At 55.9% G+C, this 20,945-nt stretch carries 27 protein-coding genes and 1 tRNA gene; all 28 read right to left on the reverse strand.

The window, feature by feature from the left end; genetic code table 11:
* Positions 1-3 precede the first annotated feature (3 nt).
* Positions 4-759 carry an MBL fold metallo-hydrolase gene (locus tag HMPREF0908_RS00750; protein WP_040572457.1) on the reverse strand — a complete coding sequence of 252 codons (756 nt, stop codon included), beginning with the start codon at positions 757-759 and terminating at the stop codon, positions 4-6.
* 445 nt (positions 760-1,204) lie between these two features.
* A complete protein-coding gene (rpsA, locus tag HMPREF0908_RS00755) occupies positions 1,205-2,317 on the reverse strand; it encodes a 30S ribosomal protein S1 (protein WP_006689495.1) in 1,113 nt (370 codons plus the stop codon).
* The gene (ispH, locus tag HMPREF0908_RS00760; protein WP_006689496.1) at positions 2,314-3,144 is read right to left on the reverse strand and encodes a 4-hydroxy-3-methylbut-2-enyl diphosphate reductase; all 831 of its coding nucleotides are present in this window, start codon (positions 3,142-3,144) and stop codon (positions 2,314-2,316) included. The genes rpsA and ispH overlap by 4 nt, the downstream gene beginning before the upstream one ends.
* A 298-nt stretch (positions 3,145-3,442) precedes the next feature.
* Entirely contained in the window at positions 3,443-3,958 is a 516-nt protein-coding gene (locus HMPREF0908_RS00765) for a DUF4367 domain-containing protein (protein WP_006689497.1), read from the reverse strand.
* Positions 3,959-3,995: 37 nt separating this feature from the next.
* On the reverse strand, positions 3,996-5,699 hold the full coding sequence (gene recN, locus HMPREF0908_RS00770; RefSeq protein WP_040572458.1) for a DNA repair protein RecN: 1,704 nt from the start codon (positions 5,697-5,699) through the stop codon (positions 3,996-3,998).
* Between the two features lie 15 nt (positions 5,700-5,714).
* On the reverse strand, positions 5,715-6,167 hold the full coding sequence (gene argR, locus HMPREF0908_RS00775; RefSeq protein WP_006689499.1) for an arginine repressor: 453 nt from the start codon (positions 6,165-6,167) through the stop codon (positions 5,715-5,717).
* Between the two features lie 11 nt (positions 6,168-6,178).
* On the reverse strand, positions 6,179-7,033 hold the full coding sequence (locus HMPREF0908_RS00780; protein ID WP_006689500.1) for an NAD(+)/NADH kinase: 855 nt from the start codon (positions 7,031-7,033) through the stop codon (positions 6,179-6,181).
* Positions 7,034-7,048: 15 nt separating this feature from the next.
* Entirely contained in the window at positions 7,049-7,855 is an 807-nt protein-coding gene (locus HMPREF0908_RS00785; RefSeq protein ID WP_006689501.1) for a TlyA family RNA methyltransferase, read from the reverse strand.
* A 9-nt stretch (positions 7,856-7,864) separates the two neighbouring features.
* Entirely contained in the window at positions 7,865-8,740 is an 876-nt protein-coding gene (locus HMPREF0908_RS00790; protein WP_006689502.1) for a polyprenyl synthetase family protein, read from the reverse strand.
* Between the two features lies 1 nt (position 8,741).
* Positions 8,742-8,978, reverse strand: a complete 237-nt coding sequence (gene xseB / locus HMPREF0908_RS00795) for an exodeoxyribonuclease VII small subunit (RefSeq protein WP_006689503.1) — start codon at positions 8,976-8,978, stop codon at positions 8,742-8,744.
* Complete coding sequence (gene xseA / locus HMPREF0908_RS00800; protein ID WP_040572285.1) at positions 8,968-10,176, reverse strand: exodeoxyribonuclease VII large subunit; 1,209 nt, start codon at positions 10,174-10,176, stop codon at positions 8,968-8,970. The genes xseB and xseA overlap by 11 nt, the downstream gene beginning before the upstream one ends.
* A 71-nt stretch (positions 10,177-10,247) precedes the next feature.
* Positions 10,248-10,661: a transcription antitermination factor NusB gene (gene nusB / locus HMPREF0908_RS00805; RefSeq protein ID WP_006689505.1), complete on the reverse strand. Its 414-nt coding sequence runs from the start codon at positions 10,659-10,661 to the stop codon at positions 10,248-10,250.
* Positions 10,658-10,900, reverse strand: coding sequence for a DUF2273 domain-containing protein (locus tag HMPREF0908_RS00810; protein WP_006689506.1), 243 nt, complete (start codon positions 10,898-10,900; stop codon positions 10,658-10,660). Before HMPREF0908_RS00810 ends, nusB begins: the two co-directional genes overlap by 4 nt.
* Positions 10,901-10,912: 12 nt before the next feature.
* Entirely contained in the window at positions 10,913-11,488 is a 576-nt protein-coding gene (amaP, locus tag HMPREF0908_RS00815) for an alkaline shock response membrane anchor protein AmaP (protein WP_006689507.1), read from the reverse strand.
* A 24-nt stretch (positions 11,489-11,512) separates the two neighbouring features.
* On the reverse strand, positions 11,513-11,914 hold the full coding sequence (locus tag HMPREF0908_RS00820; protein WP_170950760.1) for an Asp23/Gls24 family envelope stress response protein: 402 nt from the start codon (positions 11,912-11,914) through the stop codon (positions 11,513-11,515).
* A gap of 32 nt (positions 11,915-11,946) precedes the next feature.
* A complete protein-coding gene (gene efp, locus HMPREF0908_RS00825) occupies positions 11,947-12,504 on the reverse strand; it encodes an elongation factor P (RefSeq protein WP_006689509.1) in 558 nt (185 codons plus the stop codon).
* 48 nt (positions 12,505-12,552) lie between these two features.
* The gene (locus HMPREF0908_RS00830) at positions 12,553-13,629 is read right to left on the reverse strand and encodes a M24 family metallopeptidase (protein ID WP_006689510.1); all 1,077 of its coding nucleotides are present in this window, start codon (positions 13,627-13,629) and stop codon (positions 12,553-12,555) included.
* Entirely contained in the window at positions 13,619-14,068 is a 450-nt protein-coding gene (aroQ, locus tag HMPREF0908_RS00835) for a type II 3-dehydroquinate dehydratase (protein WP_040572286.1), read from the reverse strand. The genes HMPREF0908_RS00830 and aroQ overlap by 11 nt, the downstream gene beginning before the upstream one ends.
* A 9-nt stretch (positions 14,069-14,077) precedes the next feature.
* The gene (locus HMPREF0908_RS00840; RefSeq protein ID WP_006689512.1) at positions 14,078-14,359 is read right to left on the reverse strand and encodes an acylphosphatase; all 282 of its coding nucleotides are present in this window, start codon (positions 14,357-14,359) and stop codon (positions 14,078-14,080) included.
* Positions 14,356-15,597, reverse strand: coding sequence for a peptidase U32 family protein (locus tag HMPREF0908_RS00845; protein WP_006689513.1), 1,242 nt, complete (start codon positions 15,595-15,597; stop codon positions 14,356-14,358). Before HMPREF0908_RS00845 ends, HMPREF0908_RS00840 begins: the two co-directional genes overlap by 4 nt.
* An 18-nt stretch (positions 15,598-15,615) precedes the next feature.
* Positions 15,616-16,719, reverse strand: a complete 1,104-nt coding sequence (gene mltG / locus HMPREF0908_RS00850; protein ID WP_006689514.1) for an endolytic transglycosylase MltG — start codon at positions 16,717-16,719, stop codon at positions 15,616-15,618.
* Positions 16,720-16,810: 91 nt separating this feature from the next.
* Positions 16,811-17,116, reverse strand: a complete 306-nt coding sequence (locus HMPREF0908_RS00855) for a DUF1292 domain-containing protein (RefSeq protein ID WP_040572460.1) — start codon at positions 17,114-17,116, stop codon at positions 16,811-16,813.
* Between the two features lie 64 nt (positions 17,117-17,180).
* Positions 17,181-17,612, reverse strand: a complete 432-nt coding sequence (gene ruvX / locus HMPREF0908_RS00860) for a Holliday junction resolvase RuvX (protein ID WP_006689516.1) — start codon at positions 17,610-17,612, stop codon at positions 17,181-17,183.
* Complete coding sequence (locus tag HMPREF0908_RS00865) at positions 17,609-17,860, reverse strand: IreB family regulatory phosphoprotein (RefSeq protein WP_006689517.1); 252 nt, start codon at positions 17,858-17,860, stop codon at positions 17,609-17,611. The genes ruvX and HMPREF0908_RS00865 overlap by 4 nt, the downstream gene beginning before the upstream one ends.
* Positions 17,861-17,885: 25 nt before the next feature.
* Positions 17,886-18,536: an HAD family hydrolase gene (locus tag HMPREF0908_RS00870; RefSeq protein ID WP_006689518.1), complete on the reverse strand. Its 651-nt coding sequence runs from the start codon at positions 18,534-18,536 to the stop codon at positions 17,886-17,888.
* 148 nt (positions 18,537-18,684) lie between these two features.
* Entirely contained in the window at positions 18,685-20,190 is a 1,506-nt protein-coding gene (locus tag HMPREF0908_RS00875) for an IMP dehydrogenase (RefSeq protein WP_040572287.1), read from the reverse strand.
* A gap of 214 nt (positions 20,191-20,404) precedes the next feature.
* A tRNA-Leu gene (locus tag HMPREF0908_RS00880) sits at positions 20,405-20,493 on the reverse strand.
* Positions 20,494-20,545: 52 nt separating this feature from the next.
* Positions 20,546-20,944 (reverse strand): (deoxy)nucleoside triphosphate pyrophosphohydrolase, encoded by a 399-nt coding sequence (locus tag HMPREF0908_RS00885; protein ID WP_006689520.1) that lies wholly within the window; start codon positions 20,942-20,944, stop codon positions 20,546-20,548.
* Position 20,945: the final 1 nt, after the last annotated feature.

A 20,945-nucleotide genomic window follows, 5' to 3' on the forward strand; every position in this document is an offset into this window, starting at 1 on the left:
TTTTTACAGAATAATTTCTGCACCGCCTTCCGGCTGACAAGTCTCAATATCCAGCATCATACCGCGCGATGCAAGAATGTCTTTGATTGTTTTTTCAGCAAGATCAGGGCTGTTGTTTTCTTCGGAAAGATGTGCCAAAAGCACCTTATGAGGAGGGTGGTTCATTCGTGTTAAAGCCCATCCTGCCTCAGAATTGGCAAGATGCCCGCGATTTGATAGAATTCGCCGTTTTAGAGACCATGGATATCGCCCTTTCCGTAGCATATCCATATCATGGTTAGCTTCCAAAATAAGCACATCTGAATCTTCTATTGCATTCTGTACCGTATCGGTCACAACCCCGAGATCCGTTGCAATTGTACAGGAATAGGAGCCTGTAATACGAAAGCCACATGGATCCACTGCGTCATGCAATATAGGGAATGGATGCACCATAACATTACCAATTGGAATCGATTCGGTTATGCTTTGCATATATTTAGAGAACATTCCTCCTCCAGGGATGTGAGAAAGTGTCCCTGACGTTGCAAAAATTGGCACATGATATTGCCTTGTAAATGTTTTTAGTCCACGTACATGATCAATATGTTCGTGTGTGATAAGCAAAGCGTCTAAGCTTTTGGGGTCAATTCCATGTGCTTGTAGCCTTTTTGTAATACGTGCTGCACTAATACCGGCATCTACAAGCATCCTTATTCCATCCAGTTCAACATATATTGCATTTCCCTTGCTCCCACTCGCTAATACCGTTACGCGCAACATATCTCCCTCGCTTCAGATTCAATAATATTCCCGCATTCTGTAAATATCCTGCATTTATATATACAAAAGGTTATGGATGGGATAAAATAATGATACTCCCATTTTTTATAGTACATCATATACTAGTCAACAAAACCGAACACGAAAATATAAAATCAGTCAAGGGAACTTTGATTGCGTACAGTGCCCGCGAAGATGCAATACTCGGCATGCTTCAGGCTACGATTCAAAGGGGAAGATAGCCGAGCGTATACGCAGGGCTATCTTCGTTGTATAAAACCACGCGGCTATCGCATGGTTTTCTTTTATACAAAAAGCGCAGGAAATCTCTCTCCTGCGCTTTTTGCTTTCACTTTTGAGTCACCACAAAGATAATGCACGCTATACTTTTACAAAGTTATGTACAACTCGAGCACTGAAGTAGATCAAGATATTTCTTGACTCACTCGCTTGTGTGCTCGCTCTCCTCCTCAGATGCACCTTCATACTTCTTGATGTCGGCGCTGTCCGCATCACGCTTTGCCTTAGTGATGGAGAGAGAGATACGCTTACGTTTCGTGTCGATGCGGAGCACCTTGACGATAACGATGTCGCCTGTGTGCACTGCCTCATCTGCACGTTCTATGCGTTTCTCGGCAAGCTCTCCCATCGGGATTAGCCCGTCAAAGCCAGGCTCAATCTCCATGAATGCACCAAAGTCTGTCAGCTTGATGATCTTGCCTTCGATGAAGTCGCCCTCGGCGTATTTCTCCGCCTTTTCGATCCACGGATCCGGGAGCGTATCCTTGACCGAGAGCGAGATGCGCTTAGTGTCGCGATCCACGCTCTTGACGTAGACATCAAGCTCCTGCCCCACCTCAAGCACCTCCGAAGGATGCTTAACACGATGCCATGCCAGATCAGAAATATGCGCGAGTCCGTCCACGCCGCCGATGTCGATGAATGCACCGTAATCTACGAGACGCTTGACTGTGCCACGTACAATCTGCTCCGGTTCAATCGCAGAGAACACAGCCTCTTCCTTTTCTGCGCGGTCACGCTCGAGCAACTTGCGGCGCGAAAGGACGAGACGGCGCTTCTGCACGTCGATCTCAATAATCTCTGCCTCAACTGTTTGATCAACATAGACGGAGAGATCTTTGACGAAGTGAAGCTCCATCTGGGATGCAGGAATAAAGCCGCGCAGTCCCATGACGTAAGCAACGAGACCGCCCTTGACTTCTTTGGCAACCTTTGCCTCAACGGTTTCGCCCTTCTCCTTGATGACCTCGATGTCTTTCCACGCTGCCATCTTGTCGGCTTCAACCTTCGAGAGGCTGCCGCCGTTATCGCCGCCAAGAGACTTGATGTAGACATCAATCTCATCGCCAACCTTCACAACATCGCGTGCATCGTCCGGTGCAGGAACGGCAAGATCCCTCTTGGAGACAGGAATCTCCTGCTTGTAGCCAATATCCACATACGCCTCATCGCGGGATACCTGGACAACGACCCCTTTGACCACGGTGCGCTCTTGGATATCGGGCATATCTTCCTGTTCCAAAAGTTCCTTCATGCTCTGCTCTGACACTGTTTAAAAACCTCCTTGATAATCCAGTCCGGCGTAGAAGCACCGGCTGTAATACCAATTTTATTAACATGATTCAACCAATCGGACTGCAGTTCATCTGCTGTCTCGATGTGATAGGTTTGACATTTTTCACTGCACAGCTGTGCAAGCCGTGTCGTGTTTGCGCTGTTCTTCCCCCCGACGACAATCATTGCATCTACGCGTCCTGCCAGTTCGATCGCCGCTGACTGACGCATATCGGTCGCCGTGCAGATCGTACGCAGGATCTTGATGTCGCGCGACTTATCCAGAAGGACAGACGCGATGTGCCGAAAGCGATTGCTCGAAAACGTCGTCTGACAAACAACGCCGAGTTTCCCAAAAGTTGGCAGCGCCGCTGCCTCTTCTTCGCTCTCGATAATGTGTGCCCGCTGTGCCGTCCACTCGAAGATACTCTTGACCTCTGGGTGGTTTTTTTCGCCAATGATGACAACGGTATAGCCCTCCTCCGAGAGCTGCTTTGCCGAAAGCTGCGCCTTCTTGACGTGTGGACAGGTTGCATCCACAAGATCCAGCCCGCGCTGCTCCGCCTGTGCATACACCGACGGACCAACACCATGCGAACGGATGATGACGGTTCCCTTCTGCATCTCGTCCAAGGTACTGACCGTGCCGACGCCCTCCTCTTTCAGGCGTTCCACCATCTGCGGATTATGTATGATCGGGCCGAGTGTACTGGATGTCCCATCGGGGGAAGCGTTCTCTCTGGCGATCTCAATGGCGCGTTTGACGCCATAACAGAAGCCGAGATGTTCCGCTAAAATAACCTCCATAGATCTCTCCAACACATACCGAAATACACGGCAATCCTTATCCCACTCACACAATCTGTTTAACAGTATAACACGGCTATCGCAGGCGTGCAAATAAATTTTTTCAATTCGCGCAAAAACTTTGACGCACTGTTTAGGGAAACACTGATAAATACGGCACGACCATCTTGACACATCTTTTTCGCCCGCTTTTCGTTAGCGAATCCTCTACATAGCCCTTGCTATGCGTCCGGTTTGCTGCCTCAATCGGAGAACAAATCTACGCTAATCCGGCATAGCTTATTCTATCAGCGATTCCCTAGTTCCACGTGATCGTGGTGACGATTGCCTCCACTGCCTCAACGGAAACCGGATCCTCGAAGGAGAGGGAGAAAGTATACCCGCCGCGCGACCAGAGAGCAAGATGCACCAGCTGCCCCGTCCCCTTGACGCGGATGTACTGCCGTCCGGCCTGAACGACCTGGTTCACTTCGTACGTCGTGCTATCACCGCTGATATCTGCATTCCCCGCCGCCATGCGGAAGAGGATCTCCTTGCCGGCGCTGTTGCGATAAAAGATTTCGGCAAGGCTTTTGTCGATTACGATAACATTCTTCTGCGCATAGCCCACAGGAAGGAGGGTCGGTGTGTAGACCGGCAGTCCGGCCACTGCCCATGCGTCGCGGACGCTTGGATACTCCACGAGCGGCGACGGCATTCCGGCCATCGGTTCCGCACCGACGGCCGTCGGCATCGCCTCTGCCGCTGTGGCAAACGCCGCACACGAAGCAACCAGCCCAACCATTATCAGACGTTTTACATCATTGTACTTCATCAAGACCTCATTCCTATTACCAAAGGATCACTGCGTATTATAACTGCTTCAGTTCTCTTTTCTTTGACGCTGCGCCCGCAAGCATGGTACGGGCATTCGCAAGTGCCGCCCATGTGACATCGTCCCCTGATGCCATGCGTGCGATCTCGCGGACGCGCTCCTTTTCACTGAGCGACTCGACGCGTGTCACCGTCGCTCCATCGACGACGGATTTCGCAATATAGAGATGTACATCCGCCATACAGGCGATCTGCGGCAAGTGCGTGATGCAGAGCACTTGCTTATACTGCGCGACGAACGCAATCCGTTCTGCGACCATCTGCGCAGTGCGCCCTCCGATCCCAGTGTCGATTTCATCAAACACCATGCTTGTCCCATCGGTATCCCGTGCCGCGACGATGGACTTGATGGCGAGCGCGATGCGCGAGAGTTCGCCGCCCGAGGCAATTTTCTCCAGTGGCTTTTCCGCCTCGCCGATATTTGCGGAAAACAGCATCGTGAGGCGATCTGCACCGCGGCTCGTATACTGCTCTTCCGGTGTGACGACAATATGAAAACGTGCCTGCTTCATGCCGAGCCACTGCAGTTCCTGTTCAATCTTTACGGAGAGTGCCGCACCGACCTTCTGCCGTTGTTTTGTCAGCTCTGCAGCGCATTGTTCCATGCGCTGACGGAGCCTTGCAATCACCGCATCCAGTTCCTCTATGTCCATATCATAGCGTTCGGCGGAGGAGATCTCTGTGCGCAGCGATTCGAGGCGCGCTAGAACAGCAGAGATGCTGCCGCCATATTTCTTCTTGAGGCGCTCGATCACATCCATACGCAGCTGAATCTTGTCCAGCGAGGCGGGATCTGCGTCGATGCCCTCTAGGTAGTCCCGCACCTCATAGGATGCCTCCTGCAGGGAGATATACGCCTCCTCGATCATCGCCTGCGCCCCCGCAAGGCTTTCATCGTAGCGCGCGATCTCCTCCAGTGCGTACGTGACGCGCGATAGTGCCGTCAGAACAGCAGCCCCCTCCTCCGTATCCTCACTGAGGAGATTGCTCGCCTCGGCGGCGTGCTCCATCAAGCGTTCCGCATGGGAGAGACGGCGAATCTCCGTCTCGAGTTCCTCATCCTCTCCCTCTGTGAGTTCCGCCTCTGCGATCTCCTGCTCCTGCCAGCGGAGCATATCCAGACGCTCGGCGATCTTTGCATTTTCCTCCGTACGCGTCTCACGCTCTTTCGTCCGAGCCTTCCAGTCCCGATAGATATCCTGATAGGCACCCAGACGCTCCGCGAGATCGGCATCACCGCCTTCAAGGAGGCTGCGCTGCGCCTCTTCGCGCAGAAGTGCCAGGTTTTCGTTTTGTCCATGGATGTCCACGAGATGCGGTGCAAGTTTTTTGAGAAAGGTCAGCGTCACATGGGCACCGTTGACAAGAATGGAGCTTTTCCCCGCACGCGATACTTTGCGTACGATGATCAGCTCATCATCGCATTCGATCTCCTGCGCGGCGAGCAATGCGGACACGGCAGAGTTTTCCTCGATGGAAAAAACAGCCTCCACGCGCAGAAAATCACAGCCGCTGCGTATGACGTCGGCAGGGACACGCTGTCCGAGGATTGCCCCCAGTGCACCAATCAGAATGGACTTGCCCGCACCGGTTTCACCCGTGAGGATGTTCAGTCCTGTGCCGAATTCGACTGTCACCTCTTCCAAAAGGGCAAAATTCTGAATTCGTAGGCTGTGCAGCACCACACATCCCTCCTTTTAGTGCATGAGTTTTTGAATGCGTGCAACGATATCCGCCGCTGCCTCCTTCGGGCGGATGAGCACGAAAATATGGTCGTCGCCTGCAATCGTTCCAATGACCTCCGACCATGCCGACGCGTCAAGCGCAGATGCCACCGTTCCTGCTGCCCCCGGCGCAGTGCGCACGACGACGATGTTCTCACTGAAATCACAGCTCTGCACATTGTCCTTGAAGACACGGCGCATGCGCGTCTCGGAAAAACGCTGTCCCTCCTGCGGTGCGACAGCATAGCGATAGCGTCCGCCCCCTGCTGGTACCTTGATGAGAAGGAGCTCCTTGATGTCCCGCGAGATCGTTGCCTGCGTGACGTGCACATGGCGCGCACAGAGTGCTGCCGCAAGTGCCTCCTGTGTCTCGATGATTTCTTCACGGATGATCTGTTTGATGAGGTCGTGACGACGACGTTTCATTCCGCTCTCTCCTAACAGTTTCTCCAGAGTTTTGTCCGCAGCGTCTGATAGTAGTCTTTGTCCTCAAATTTGATGATTCCCGCCCGCACGTCAGAACAGCGCACCGTCACGGTATCATCAGGACGGATCGGCGTGGTCTCCTGCCCATCGATGGTGACGATGATGCTCTGGCGCGTATCAAGCAGATGGATGTGCACCACATCCTCCTCGCGTATGACAAGCGGGCGGATGTTCAGCGTATGTGCGCAGATAGGCGTGAGCAGGATGCCGCGCACCATCGGGTTCATGATCGGCCCGCCCGCCGAAAGGGAGTACGCCGTCGAGCCCGTCGGCGAGGCGACGATAAATCCGTCTGCCTTGCATGCAACCAGCGGTGTACTGTTCACCGTCAGCCCCAGTGTAATAACGCGCGCCACATCGCCCTTGGTCACCACAATGTCATTGATCGCATAGCCGAGAAAATGCTCTTCGCCGCATGGATGCGTCACATAGCCCGCGAGCAGCGGCCGCTGCTCCACGCGGTAATCCCCCGCACAGAGCTGTCCCAGACGCCGTTCCAGCTCATTGAGCTCAATATCCGCCATAAAGCCGAGTGTCCCCAAATTGATGCCGCAGACCGGCACGGGGTTTTCCGCATAGCGTCGGCAGATGCCGAGCAGTGTACCGTCTCCGCCGAGACTCAGGGCAAAGTCGGCGGGCAGACGCTCGATATCGTCTGCACCGCACTCCTCCATGGCAAACTCCGCCGCACGCGCACGCGGCAGGATGATGCGCGCACCTCGTGCCGTAAGAAAGCTGCGGATGCGCAGGACAATATCCCGCATCTCAGGACGCTCGACATAGGGAAAAACTGCAACCGTCAACATAATCCGCTCCGCATCTCATCCATCCAGTGTACGATGTGCCTCTGTCACCACAGCGGCGATCTCCTCATCCGCGATAGCCGTACGCCCGCCCTGCATCCCCAGATAGAGAAGATACTCGATATTCCCCTTTGGTCCCTTGACAGGAGAAAAGGTCAGTCCGCGCGGAACAAAGCCGAGCTCTTCTGCAGCGGCAAGGACGCGTGCAATCACATCATCGTGCACCGCAGGGTCTCGCACAACACCGTTCTTTCCGACGCGATCCTTTCCCGCCTCGAACTGCGGCTTGATGAGGGCGAGTACCTCGCCTTCCGGTGAGAGGAGCGTCCGCACAATGGGGAGCACCTTATCCAGCGAGATGAATGCCACATCGATCGAGGCAAAGTCCGGTGCATGATCCAGCATGTCCGGCGTTACCTTGCGGATGTTCGTACGCTCCATGTTGACAACGCGTGCATCCGTGCGCAGTTTCCAGTCGAGCTGTCCATATCCCACATCGATCGCATAGACCTTGACCGCGCCATTCTGCAGCATACAGTCTGTAAAGCCGCCCGTGGACGCACCGATGTCTGCCGCCGTCCGCCCCGCAAGACGAATGCCGAACGCAGTGATCCCCTTTGCGAGCTTCAGTCCGCCGCGGCTGACATATGGAAGATCCTCTCCCGCGACGCGCAGTGCTGCATCGGCGGGAACGGTTGCGCCCGCTTTATCCACACGCTGCTCGTTGACGAGCACCTGTCCTGCCATAATGAGGCGCTTCGCGCGCTCACGACTCGGTGCAAGCCCCTGTACGGTGAGCAGCACATCCAAACGCTCTTTCTTCAACGGTGCCCCCTACTGCTTCCGATACACGAGATAGGACACCAGTTCACGCAGAAAATCTGCCTCCACGCCGAAATCACGGAGCGCCGTGCACGCATCCTTCACTGTCTGTGCCGCAAGTTCCTGCGCCTCATCGAGCGAGGTCAGGGAGACATAGGTCGACTTGTGGTTTTTCTCATCACTTCCGACGGGCTTGCCGATGTTCTCTGCCGTCCCGATGACATCGAGAATGTCGTCCGTGATCTGAAAAGCAAGGCCGAACTGCTCCGCGTACGTCGTAAGTGCCGCAAGCTGTGCCTCGGACGCACCGCCGAGGATTGCACCGCTGCGCAGAGCTGCGCGAAAGAGTGCCCCCGTTTTGCCCATGTGGACACGGCGCATCTCCTCCATCGAGATGCGATGCTCCTCTGCGCGCAGGTCGAGCACCTGTCCCCCCACCATGCCCTCAGCACCGGCAGCACGACTGATCTCATCCACCACGCGCAGAAGTGTATCGGCGGATACATTCTGCTGGCGCAGGATGACCGTAAACGCGAGCGTCAGGAGTCCGTCTCCTGCAAGGATGGCAATGCCGTCGCCAAAGACCTTGTGATTGGTCAATTTGCCGCGCCGATAGTCGTCGTTGTCCATCGCCGGGAGATCGTCGTGGATGAGGGAATACGTGTGGATCATCTCAAGTGCACACGCCACGGACAGGAACTTGGCGCCATCCGCTCCTACCGCATCCGCTGCCGCCATGAGGAGCACAGGACGCAGACGTTTCCCGCCTGCCATTAGACTGTATGCCATCGCCTGCCGCAGCGTATCATCGAGTACATCCGTTCGATCCAGCTCCGCCTGCAGCGCACGCTCCACCAGCTCCTGCCGCTCCCGCCAACGTTCCTTCATCTCAGCCTCCGATCTTCAGCGGTTCTTGTGCGACGCCGTCCGCCGTCTCCCGCACGAGGAGATCCATCGTCTCCTCCGCGCGCCGCAGCGACGTGGCACAGAACTCCGAGAGCTTGATCCCTTCGGAGTACTTTGCCATGAGATCGGCGAGTGCCAAATCACCCGCCTCGATCTCAGCAACAATCTGCTCCAACGCCCCCAGTGCTTCCTCAAATGCCATCTCTTTTTTACGTGCCATTCTGCTGCTCCTTTGCCTGTTCCACGACGGCAGATATCTTGCCGTCCGCAAATGTAATGTTCACGCGGTCGCCCGCCGTGACGTCCTTCACGCGGCTCACGGCACGCCCGTCCTTCTCCACAATGCTGAACCCACGGCAGAGGACCCGTACGGGGTTGAGCAGCTCCAGCCGTTTCAGCACGAGTTCAAGGCGATGTCGCGCTGCGACGCTCTGCTCCTTTGCCGCATGATGCAGTTCCGCCGCGGCGCGGTCACTGCGCTGCATCAGCGGGGCGAGCAACATACGCGGATTGGCGCACCAAGGCCGCTGAACGAGCGTGCTCAGACGCGTGCCGGCGTGATCGATCTGTCGCTTTCGTCCCGCGTCGAGACGTGCGCGGAGTCCCATGAGGAACCGCTCTATCTCCACCACATCAGGAACGGCAAACTCCGCCGCCTGCGATGGGGTTGCCGCACGCCGATCGCTGACGAAATCCACAAGCGTCGTATCCGTCTCATGCCCCACGGCCGAAATCACGGGAATACGCGACCGATAGACGGCGCGGACGACGACCTCCTCATTAAACGCCCAGAGATCCTCTGCACTCCCGCCGCCGCGGCCGACGATCAGGACATCCACCGGGTATTTCTCATTGAAAAATGCCACGGCATCCGCAATCTGCTCCGCCGCACCAGCGCCTTGTACCAAAACGGGATGAAGGATGAGCTGCACGCCCGGCCAGCGTCGCTTGGAGACATTGTGGATATCGCGCAACACCGCTCCCGCCGACGACGTGACAATCCCGATGCGTCGAGGAAAGCGAGGCAGCGGCTGTTTATGTCCTTCATCAAAAAGCCCCTCGGCGGCAAGGCGGTCGCGCATCTGCTCAAAGGCGAGGGCAAGTGCCCCCGCGCCCTCGGGGGTCAAGGAGCTGACATAGAGCTGATATGCTCCGTCACGCTCATAGACGGAGATATTGCCGCCTGCGATCACCTGCATCCCGTTCTCGGGTGCAAAGCGCAGATTTCGCGCATATCCGTTGAACATGACGCACTTCATGCTTGCGCCTGCATCTTTTAGGGTAAAGTAGGCATGTCCCGATGGATAGCGTTTGTAGTTGGACACCTCGCCGCGAATCAGGAGATCCGACAGAATCGGCTCATGTTCAAACATTCCCTTGATATAGCGCGTTACATCACTGACACTGTGAACGGTCATAATCACCTCTCCCCCATAGCGATAAAAAAAGAACCATTGCACCGACTGTGCAACGGATTCTTTTTCATCTGTTATCCCATTGATTTCTGCAGCGCAGCAAGGATACCGTTTACATAGCGGCCCGCATCGTCCGACCCATATTTTTTTGCCAGCTCCACTGCTTCGTTAATGGCAATCGGAGGGTCAATGCGTTCCTCCTGATAGCACATCTCATAGTACGCCATGCGGATGAGGTTGCGATCCACGGGCGCCATGCGATGGAGCTTCCACTCCTTTGCCATGCACTCAATCGCCGCATCAATCTCTGGTTGAACGGAGCACGTTCCCTGCACGAGCCTATTCGCATAGGCAAGATCCTTCTCCGTCAATCCGTCCACAGCATCGCTGGCAAGATCCCCTGCCGCGACAATCGGCGGCCGGTCATGATCGAACTCCCGCTGAAAGAGTGTCAAAAGCGCCGCCTCACGCGCGTGTCTGCGGCTCATGACATCCTCCGAAAGAGATTCCTCAGTCCCGACAGATCAATGATCTCTGACCAGCGTCGATGCTCCGACTGCAGCCCAATATACATGCCGAGGCCGGCGCAGAGAATCACAAAGACAATATTCCAAAACCCGAACAGCAGGACACAGATGCCGAACAGCGTTCCAAGCACCAGTCCGCCTGTCCGTCCACGGTGGTACATCCACTGTTCCTGCAGGAGCTGCAGCAGATATTCTTTCATGCGCACCTCCCACTACGCCACGGAGCGTTTTGCCGCGCCGGACGTGCCGATCTCCGTCACACTGATCTTGACCAGCACCTCGGCTACACCTAGGACTTCATGAATGTGCTGCTGAACGCTCTGCGTCAGCTGCTCCGTCACCTGTCCCAGTGCTGCGTGATCCGCAACGCTGATCTTCAGCTCGATATGCATGGGCGCGTCTGCGCTGTCTTTCCGATGTTCATGCACCACGATAACTGCCGCTGCCTCACGCACTTCCTGCATGGCCAGCGCAGTACGCTCTACGATCCCCTGCACGGCAGGAAGTGCTACCTGAACGGAACCGGCCGGTGTCTCGACCACCATAAACTCCCCGTCCGTACGTGTAGAAGATGAGAAATGCGAAAACACCGCGAAGAAGAACTTTAGACTGAACAGAAAATACACCGCACAGCCTGCAAGAAGCTCCTGACGGGACAGTGCATAGCGCAGTTCATTCAGCCAGATACTCTCAGGCAGGATACGCAGTGCCGCCGCAGCGGCGGCAACGGCGAATGCCATACCGAGAATCGCATACGGCAGGAGGAGCAGACGGTTAAGAATCCCCATGGTTCACAGCCCCCCGACTTGCACTTAGTGTACACGCGACTCCTCGACCTTCGGCTCCTCTTCAGGGAATCCGACGCCCTGCACATGCACGTTTACCTCGACCACAGACAGCCCTGTCATGGTCTCGATGGCACGCTTGACATTCTCCTGTGCCGCAAGGGCAACCTCAGGAATGCGGATGCCATACTTGACGATAATGTAGAGATCGACCGCAGCCTCTTTCTCACCGACTTCAACCTTGACCCCCTTAGAGAAATTCTTGCGCCCCAGGATCTCGGCGATGCCGCCGGCGATACCGCCGCTCATGCCCGCAATTCCATCGACCTCCGTCGTGGCAAGCCCTGCGATAATGCTGACAACCTCATCAGCGACGCGAATCGTCCCAAGGCCTGTTTCCTTCTTTACAACATCCTTCTCATTGTCCATGTTCATACCCTCCAAATCCAATGTGATTATACTCAGGCGCGCTCGATGTAGCTGCCTGTGCGAGTATCAATGCGCAGGACATCTCCCTCGTTGATGAAGAGCGGTACGCGCACCTCATAACCGGTCTCGACCTTGGCCATCTTCGTCGCACCCGTCGCAGTGTTCCCCTTGACACTTGGCTCACACTCGACGACCTTCAGATTGACGGAGTTCGGCAGCTGGATGCCGATGATGCGTCCCTTGAACTGCTGCACCGCCACTTCCATGTTCTCCATGAGGTAGTTCAACGCATCGCCCAACTGCTCGCGCGTCAGCTCCGTCTGCTCATAGGTCTCCGTATTCATGAACGTATAGACCCCGTCCGCCTCGTAGAGGTACTGCATGGTATGCGTCTCGAGATGCGCCGCAGGCATCTTCTCGTTCGGGTTGAACGTGCGCTCCACCACGGCACCGGTCTCGACATTCTTGATCTTCGTACGGACGAACGCGGCACCCTTTCCCGGTTTCACATGCTGAAAATCAACGATCTGCCAGACGCCCCCATCGTACTCAATGGTCAAGCCTGTACGGAAATCGGTGCTGTTAATCATATTGTTCGTTCCTCCATATCTGTTATACCTTTACACATTATAGCGGGTTTATATACATATTTCAATAAATTCTTTTGGCGCGTGCGTCAGCGGCTCCGCTCCGTCATGCGTAATGAGTACCGTGTCCTCGATACGGATTCCGCCCCAGCCCGGAATATAGATCCCCGGCTCATCAGTAATCAGCATATTCTCCTGCAGTGCGACGGGACAGGACTTCGAGAGGCGTGGCTCCTCGTGGATCTCAAGCCCAAGGCTATGCCCAAGCCCATGTCCGAAATACTGTGCAAGATTCTTCTCAGCGAGAGCATCGCGTGCCACGCGGTCTGCCTCGATCCCTGTGACCCCGGGATGCAGTGCCGCGAGTGCACGCTCCTGCGCCATGAGCACGGCATCATAGCGCTCACGCTGATGCGCGTCTGCCCGTCCGACACAGATGGTCCGCGTGATGTCCGAGCAGTAGCCCTCATAGACCGCGCCGAAGTCCATCGTCACGAGCTCGCCGCGCGCGATCTCCTTCGTACTTGCCACGCCGTGCGGCAGACTGCCCCGCACCCCCGAGGCGACAATCGTCGTAAAGGCAGGGCGCTCCGAGCCCTTGCGCCGCATGAAGTACTCCATCTCAGCGGCCACCTCGCACTCCGTCATGCCTGGGCGAATGATGGTGATGATGTGCGCGAATGCCGCATCGGCAATCGCACAGGCACGGCGAATGGCGGCAATCTCATCCGCATCCTTGATCATGCGCAGTGCATCGAGGGAGAGCGACGTGTCAAAGGAGATCTCTCCCAGCATAGGCTTCATCTGTTCATACCGATCACAGGTCAGTGCGCCGCCCTCAAAGCCAAGCGCGAGAATCCCAAGATCCTGTGCCGCCTCTGCAATCTTTTTGCTCAGGCCATCATGCTGTTCGACGACATCATAGCTTGGTGCCTGTAGCTGCGCCTGCTCCGTATAGCGATTGTCTGTCATGAGAAGAAGCCGCTCGGGGGTTATGAGGAGTGCCGTGGAGTCGCCGCGAAAACCGCTGAAATAATGGACACTCTCCTCCTTGGTGACGAGCACCCCGTCCAGAACCTTCTCTGCCATGAGCGCGCGCAGACGCGCGACTCGCCCCTCAATCTCCATCGTATCCCTCCATACGGCAGATGATTGCCTCAAGTGCCGCCATATAGCTCTCTGCCCCCAGCCCTGCGACCTGCCCCCAAACGACCGGTGCAATCACCGAATGATGCCGGAACTCCTCACGCTGATGGATATTCGAGAGATGTACCTCAATGACGGGAACTTCGGCGGCAGAAATAGCGTCGCGGATGGCGATGCTGTAATGCGTAAAGGCAGCGGCATTCAGGATAATGTAGTCTGTGTTCCCGCGTGCTGCCTGAATGGCATCCACCAAGACGCCCTCGTGATTCGACTGAAGAAATGTGATTGCAAGGCCTGCACGCTCCGCACGGCGGCGCAGGCGTTCGTTGATGTCGGCAAGTGTCAGCGCGCCGTAAATCTCCGGCTCACGTGTCCCGAGCATATTGAGGTTCGGCCCGTTCAGCACCAATACTTTTCTCATCATACTCCTCTAATAGCGCACATCAAAGCTGCGCTCCCCGTCAAGCAGAGCGCGTTCCTCGATCGTGAGATGATCCACGCGAATAAACATATTTCCTGCACGCATGGCGTCAAACGCTGCCTCGACGGCATCCGCCGCGCCCTGCAGTTCCATTGTCACCGTGCCGTCAGACATATTCTTGACCCAGCCCGTGATGTCACGCATCACCGCCTGCTGGCGGACAAACATGCGAAAGCCCACGCCCTGTACGCGCCCTTCGGCACACGCATAGCGGCGAATCACCGTGCTCATGACCCATCCCCCTTTTTCATTGGTACATCGCGGCGCAGGATGCTGTATGGCTCTGCTGGGTGCACCAGCCGTATCCACACGATCTGCTGCGGGTGCGGTGCGGCGTCGATCGGCGTCCCCTCCGCATCCCACATGGCATCGAGAATTTGGCGAAAGGATGCTCTTGTCGGCTGAAAAATCTCAATCTCCTGTCCAACGCGCATGTGATTACGCTGCTCCACCTCTGCCAGTCCCGTCGCGGCATCAAAGGCACGCACCAGGCCGACGAACTCCGAGGTCTGCTCATAGGACGAAGACCCATAGATTTGATCCTCCGCCGTTGTCTTTCCAAAGAAAAAGCCCGTGGTGTACGCACGGTGGGACACCTTGTTCAGTTCCTCCAGCCACGATGTTTCGACATGGTATGGGTGCTCCGACAGGCAGGTATCCAGCGCCATGCGATATGCCTTCACAACGCTCGCCACATAGTGAACGCTCTTCATGCGCCCCTCAATTTTCAGGCTGTCCACGCCGCATCCGACGACCTCATCCAGATACGGGAGCAGGCACAGATCCTTCGAGTTCATGATATAGGTGCCGCGCTCATCCTCGGCAATGGGATAGTACTCTCCGGGACGGGATTCCTCGACCAGTGCATACTTCCAGCGGCAGGACTGGGCACAGCTTCCGCGGTTCGCATCGCGCCCCGTAAAGTAACTGCTGAGCAGACATCGGCCGGAATAGGAGATACACATCGCACCGTGCACGAACAGCTCCAGCTCCACGTCCGTCGCTCTCCGAATCTCCTGTATCTCCGCAGCCGAAAGCTCGCGTGCGAGCACGACGCGCGCCGCGCCAAGCTCCTGCCACGCGCGCACCGTGCGCCAGTTGACATTGTTCGCCTGTGTGCTGACATGGATGGGAAGACCAGGTGCCGTCTCGCGTGCACACATAAAGACACCGAGGTCGGCGACGAGGACGGCATCTGCTCCTGCCTCTTTGAGAAAGCGCAGATAGTCCGGCAGTGATACCAGATCCTCATTGTGCGGGAACACATTGACCGTCACATAGATTTTCTTTTCCATCCCATGAGCAAGGCGAATGGCCGCCGCAATCTCGTCCTGCGCAAAGTTTCCGCCAAATGCACGCAAACTGAACTGTCGGCCGCCAAGATACGCTGCATCCGCGCCATAGCGGAGCGCTGCCTCCAGCTTCTCCATCGTCCCCGCAGGAGCAAGGAGCTCAGGTCTGCACATCATCGGAGCCCCCTCACTGCATCAGCGCACCTGATCGACAAGGGCGAGGTGCTCCGAATAATTCGTTGCATAGTAATTTTTTCCATTCCGATCCGCCACGAAATACAGATAGTTCGTATGTGCTGGATGCAGCACGGCCATCAGCGACGCTGTACCGGGGCTTGCAATCGGTCCTGGCGGCAGACCGACATTCTGATAGGTATTATAGGGTGACGCGACCTCCGTGTCGCTATAGAGAAGATCTTCCTTCGGCTCATCAAGCAGATACTGCACGGTCGGATCGGCCTGCAGCGGCATCCCGAGACGCAGGCGCTTCAGAAAGATCTGCGCGATGATCGGGCGATCTTCATCATGATACGCCTCCTTTTCCACGAGGGACGCGAGCGTCACGAGCTCATAGATCGAGAGGTGCATCTCCTTGGCGCGGTCGCGCATCTCCTTCGTCAGGCGATGATCGAAATTCTCCGCCATCATCGTCATGATCGAGTCGGCATCGAACGAATCGCTCAGCTCATAGGTGTCGGGGAAAAGGAACCCCTCCGCCGCATAACGTACATCTTCATGCTGCTCCATATAGGGATAGGGACGGAAGGTCTTGGCACGCTCCATAAAGTCATCCGCACGCACGAGCCCTTCCTTTTCCAGTCGCTCGGCGATCTCCTTCACGCCGAACCCTTCGGGAATCACAAATCGGATCGTGACGGTATTGCCATAGACAAGTTTTTCCAGTGCATCACGCGGCGTCATCCCGGTCTGCATGGCGAACGTGCCGGTCTTGACCTTATTTTCAAGTCCGTTCAGCTTCGCCGTCCACCAGAACTTCATCTCACTGTCGATCACACCGCGTTCACGCAGCTCCTTGCCGATGCTGCTGACCCCCATCCCGGGGCGTACGGTAAAGTACACAGGTGTCCCCTCGGTGGTGGGCGAGGCGGACGGCGACGCGATCAAAAACGAAAAAACAAGAAAGAGGAGGGCGACCACAGCTGCCCCACCAAATATCATTTTCTTTTGTTTTGGGGTTCCCTTTCCGCGGTAAACCGCCCGCAGAGCCTCCCGCCATTCAGCGTGCTCCAGAAAGTCGCGTGTCTTCTGCCACAACTCCCGCAATGACTCCCGCAACAAAATCCATCCTCTCTTGCCTCAGTGTCGTAAGCCCGCGCAGTCTCCTGCTCCACAGAACAGCATTGATCTGCTGATAAAGCCTACTATCCCCTTATTCTTCCTCCTGCTCTGCAAGACGCTCATAGGCGCGGCAGACCGCCTCGAACTCCTCGTCCGTCGGATCTGTGTAGATGTCTTCGCCGCTCTCATCCACGATGATCTTGGCAATCGTCGCCTCGTCCTCATCGTCGCTGTCTTCAAGTGCTCCCTCTGCATCCATGTGAAGTGCCACGAGCACGGCAAACCGCTCCGTTCCAAGCGGTACGATCATCTCCTCGCGGTAGTAGTGTTCTGCTCCCTCCTCATCCGAGATAACGACAATGACATCCTCATCGTGAAGTTCTTCCTGTTCATCCATCTTCTCTGCTCCTTCAATCAAGGAAATCACGGATAAATCTAGTGCACATCTCCTGGCGCATATTCTATCCGTGATTTCCCATATTTTGTCGATCCAAAAAGCCCTGTAAAATATAGACCGCCGCCATCTTATCGATTACCTTGCGGCGTTTTTTTCGTGAGACATCGCCGGCAATGAGAGCGCGCGAGGCGGCGACTGTCGAGAGGCGCTCATCCCAGTAATGTACCTCTGTTCCCGGAAAGTGCTCCTCCACCTCTGCCATAAAAGCACGCACGATACTGCAGCGCTCTCCCTCATCGCCGTTCATGTGCTTTGGCAGACCAGCCACAAGCGCATCGACCTCATACTCCTGCATGAGCTGTCCAAGATGAGCAAGATCCGCCTCGATATTCGTGCGCCGCACCGTCTCAACACCCTGCGCCGTCAGCCCGAGAAGGTCACTGACCGCAATCCCGATCGTCGCATCGCCGAGGTCGAGTGACATATAGCGTTTCATTTCTCGTGTTCCAGATAGAAGCGCACGAGCTCATCGAGCAGATCGTCCCGCTCGAGGCTACGTATCTTGCTCCGCGCCTCACGGTGACTTGTCACATACGCAGGATCGCCGGACAGCAGATAACCGACCAGCTGATTGATCGGGTTGTACCCCTTCTCCCGCATTGCTGCACTCACATCGCGTATGACGACATCTGCCTTCGGCTTATCCTCCCCGAAGGAGAACATCATGGTTTTCTGTTCGTCCATTACCTTACCTCACTATGGAAATATGTCACAGCTTCCCTTGCTTGATCGCATCCAGCGCCGCATGCAGCGATGGATAAATCCCCGTGCAGATCTTCCGCATCTCCTCCGTCGGCGGCAGTGTATCGGGAATCATTACCGACATACAGCCCGCTGCCGATGCGCCGCGCAGCCCATTGTAGCCATCCTCAAAGACATAGCAGTCTGCTGGTGCAGTCTGGATTGCAGCAGCTGCGCGCAGGAAAATATCGGGGGCGGGTTTCCCCCGCTCGACCATATCACCGCCTACAATGGCATCAAAGTACTTTCTCAGCCCGCTCTGCGCGAGATTTCTCTCGATCTGCTCCACCGTCGAACTGCTTGCCGTTGCTATACGCACGCCGTGCACACGAAAATAATGGAGCAGATCACATGCCCCCGGCATGACTGGCAGGTTCTTCGCCGCCGTATCACGGACGTACTCGTCCACGCGGCGTGAATAGGCGTAGGCATCCACTGTCGGATAGAACGAATGCACAACTGCCGCCATTGTCTCACCGCTCGTGCCGCAGCATTCCTTGCCCAACTCAGGACTGCGCGGTACACCAAATTCATCGGCGATGACCAACCAACCGCGCTGATACACCTTCTCCGTATCAAAGAGCAGCCCATCCATATCAAAGATTGCGCCTTGCTGCATTTCTCCTCCGCCATACCGCAGAAATGAATTCGTGCAGGATCAGCCAAATGCCATTTCATTTGTACTTCCCCAAAATTCTATGGTTGATATTACCACAAAATGTGAAAAAAGAAAAGGCGCACCCGCTGTGCGTCTTTTCCGATCTTTGTCAATCTCGTCCGAGTTTGTCGCGCAGGATTACATCGTGTGCACCGCCTTCGACGATACTGGTCGAGGAAACGAGGGTGAGCTTTGCCTTGTCGCGGAACTCCGGCAGGCTGAGCGCACCGCAGTTGCACATTGTGGAGCGGATCTTGGAGAGCGTCGTCTGCACGTTTTCTTTCAGTGGGCCCGCATATGGGACATAAGAATCTACGCCCTCCTCAAAGGAGAGTTTCTTGCTCCCACCGAGATCATAACGCTGCCAGTTGCGCGCGCGGTTCGAGCCCTCGCCCCAATATTCCTTGTAGTAGGTGCCGTTCACCATGACACGGTCCGTCGGGCTCTCATCGAAGCGCGAGAAGTAACGCCCAAGCATGAGGAAATCCGCGCCCATGGCAAGTGCAAGTGTCATGTGATAGTCGTAGACGATACCTCCGTCAGAGCAGATGGGGATGTAGACGCCCGTCTCCTTGTAGTATTTGTCACGCTCGGCACACACATCGATGAGTGCTGTTGCCTGTCCGCGTCCGATGCCCTTCGTCTCGCGCGTAATGCAAATGGAGCCACCGCCAATGCCGACCTTGATGAAGTCCGCCCCCGCATTCGCGAGGAAACGGAAGCCCTCACCGTCCACAACGTTGCCTGCACCTACCTTGACCGTATCACCGAACTCCTCACGGATGTGTTGGATCGTCATGCGCTGCCACTCAGAGAACCCCTCCGAGGAGTCGATGCAGAGGACATCGACTCCCGCGTCGATGAGCGCAGGAACGCGCTCTGTATAGTCGCGCGTATTGATACCCGCACCGACGATGTAGCTCTTGTTGTCGTCGGTCAGCTCCAATTCATTTTCCTTGTTGTCCGTGTAGTCCTTGCGAAATACCATGTAGCGCAGACGCTGATTCTTGTCAATGAGCGGCAGCATGTTGAGCTTGTGCTCCCAGATGAGATCGTTGGCGAGCGTCAGCGAGGTCGCATCCGCATCCGCCCAGACGAGCTTCTCGAACGGCGTCATGAACGTATGCACCTTCGTATCGAGCGACATACGGGAAACACGATAGTCACGGCTCGTCACAATGCCGACGAGTTTGCCGTTCGCGGAACCGTCCTCCGTGACTGCCATGGTCGAGTGTCCCGTCTTGGCGAGAAGATCAAGCACCCCGCCAAGTGTTGTGTCAGGACTGATGTTCGAATCACTACTGACAAAGCCCGATTTATAGTTCTTTACTCGCGCGACCATAGCCGCCTCTGCCTCGATGGACTGCGAGCCATAGATGAACGATATGCCGCCCTGCTTGGCGAGGGCAATCGCCATGGTATCGTTGGAGACCGCCTGCATGATCGCCGAAGTCAGCGGGATATTCATCGTAAGCGCCGGCTTTTCATCACGGCGAAACTTGACGAGCGGCGTACGCAGGGAAACATTCGCTGGGAAGCATTCCGCCGAGGAGTAGCCAGGTATGAGCAGATACTCTCCGAACGTATGCGACGGTTCAGTGTAATAATGCGCCAAGGGAACCCATCCTTTCCACTTTTCGAAGGAAGTACCGAGAAACTTCACCCATTTATCAGTGCTTCTCTAAATTTTTCTGTTAAATATACGCGCTTCCACGCGCTGTGTCAACCAATAAATCAGTATGAGAAACACATGCGTATGGATAAAAACTCCCTAAGAGTTTCACATTCTCTTAGGGAGTTTTCGAAAGCCATAACGACTGATCTTCAAATGGTGCCGAAGGCCGGGGTCGAACCGGCACGCTGCTCACACAGCGGCAGATTTTGAGTCTGCTGCGTCTGCCAATTCCGCCACTTCGGCTTGGGGAAATACGAAACGTATTATAGCATTTCGCACGTCCTCTTGTCAAACATCAGCGCAGACGCGGCTCAATTCTCCGAATGAGATCCATGTCTGCCGCAAACCACGGGACACTGTAGAGATCGGCGCGCCCGAGCCACCGCCCCTCGGAGTGGACACGCAGCTGCGGCTCTCCCTCCACAAGCCGGCAGAGATAGAGGCGCATGTTCATGTGATACTCCGGATAGTCGTGGTCAACCGTGCCGAGCAGTTCCTCCACAGCAACCACAACGCCGAGCTCCTCCTGCATCTCACGCATAAGCGCCGCCGCATCCGTCTCCCCTGGCTCGACCTTTCCACCCGCGAATTCCCATATCCCTGCGTACGCTCCGTAGGAGCGGCATGCGCCGAAAACCTTCCCGCTGCGCAGGATCGCGCCTGCGACGACGTCGATGTGCTTTTGCCCGTCCATT

This window comes from Centipeda flueggei ATCC 43531 (assembly GCF_000160695.1).
GTDB lineage: Bacteria > Bacillota > Negativicutes > Selenomonadales > Selenomonadaceae > Centipeda > Centipeda flueggei.

Excerpts from the sequence above, each read along its gene's own strand:
- rpsA (WP_006689495.1), bottom strand. The coding sequence starts at position 2,317 with ATGAAGGAACTTTTGGAACAGGAAGATATGCCCGATATCCAAGAGCGC.
- ispH (WP_006689496.1), bottom strand. The coding sequence starts at position 3,144 with ATGGAGGTTATTTTAGCGGAACATCTCGGCTTCTGTTATGGCGTCAAA.
- HMPREF0908_RS00765 (WP_006689497.1), bottom strand. The coding sequence starts at position 3,958 with ATGAAGTACAATGATGTAAAACGTCTGATAATGGTTGGGCTGGTTGCT.
- argR (WP_006689499.1), bottom strand. The coding sequence starts at position 6,167 with ATGAAACGTCGTCGTCACGACCTCATCAAACAGATCATCCGTGAAGAA.
- HMPREF0908_RS00780 (WP_006689500.1), bottom strand. The coding sequence starts at position 7,033 with ATGTTGACGGTTGCAGTTTTTCCCTATGTCGAGCGTCCTGAGATGCGG.
- HMPREF0908_RS00790 (WP_006689502.1), bottom strand. The coding sequence starts at position 8,740 with ATGAAGGAACGTTGGCGGGAGCGGCAGGAGCTGGTGGAGCGTGCGCTG.
- xseB (WP_006689503.1), bottom strand. The coding sequence starts at position 8,978 with ATGGCACGTAAAAAAGAGATGGCATTTGAGGAAGCACTGGGGGCGTTG.
- xseA (WP_040572285.1), bottom strand. The coding sequence starts at position 10,176 with ATGACCGTTCACAGTGTCAGTGATGTAACGCGCTATATCAAGGGAATG.
- nusB (WP_006689505.1), bottom strand. The coding sequence starts at position 10,661 with ATGAGCCGCAGACACGCGCGTGAGGCGGCGCTTTTGACACTCTTTCAG.
- HMPREF0908_RS00810 (WP_006689506.1), bottom strand. The coding sequence starts at position 10,900 with ATGAAAGAATATCTGCTGCAGCTCCTGCAGGAACAGTGGATGTACCAC.
- amaP (WP_006689507.1), bottom strand. The coding sequence starts at position 11,488 with ATGGGGATTCTTAACCGTCTGCTCCTCCTGCCGTATGCGATTCTCGGT.
- HMPREF0908_RS00820 (WP_170950760.1), bottom strand. The coding sequence starts at position 11,914 with ATGGACAATGAGAAGGATGTTGTAAAGAAGGAAACAGGCCTTGGGACG.
- efp (WP_006689509.1), bottom strand. The coding sequence starts at position 12,504 with ATGATTAACAGCACCGATTTCCGTACAGGCTTGACCATTGAGTACGAT.
- HMPREF0908_RS00830 (WP_006689510.1), bottom strand. The coding sequence starts at position 13,629 with ATGGAGATTGAGGGGCGAGTCGCGCGTCTGCGCGCGCTCATGGCAGAG.
- aroQ (WP_040572286.1), bottom strand. The coding sequence starts at position 14,068 with ATGAGAAAAGTATTGGTGCTGAACGGGCCGAACCTCAATATGCTCGGG.
- HMPREF0908_RS00840 (WP_006689512.1), bottom strand. The coding sequence starts at position 14,359 with ATGAGCACGGTGATTCGCCGCTATGCGTGTGCCGAAGGGCGCGTACAG.
- HMPREF0908_RS00845 (WP_006689513.1), bottom strand. The coding sequence starts at position 15,597 with ATGATGTGCAGACCTGAGCTCCTTGCTCCTGCGGGGACGATGGAGAAG.
- HMPREF0908_RS00855 (WP_040572460.1), bottom strand. The coding sequence starts at position 17,116 with ATGGATGAACAGGAAGAACTTCACGATGAGGATGTCATTGTCGTTATC.
- ruvX (WP_006689516.1), bottom strand. The coding sequence starts at position 17,612 with ATGAAACGCTATATGTCACTCGACCTCGGCGATGCGACGATCGGGATT.
- HMPREF0908_RS00865 (WP_006689517.1), bottom strand. The coding sequence starts at position 17,860 with ATGGACGAACAGAAAACCATGATGTTCTCCTTCGGGGAGGATAAGCCG.
- HMPREF0908_RS00870 (WP_006689518.1), bottom strand. The coding sequence starts at position 18,536 with ATGCAGCAAGGCGCAATCTTTGATATGGATGGGCTGCTCTTTGATACG.
- HMPREF0908_RS00885 (WP_006689520.1), bottom strand. The coding sequence starts at position 20,944 with ATGGACGGGCAAAAGCACATCGACGTCGTCGCAGGCGCGATCCTGCGC.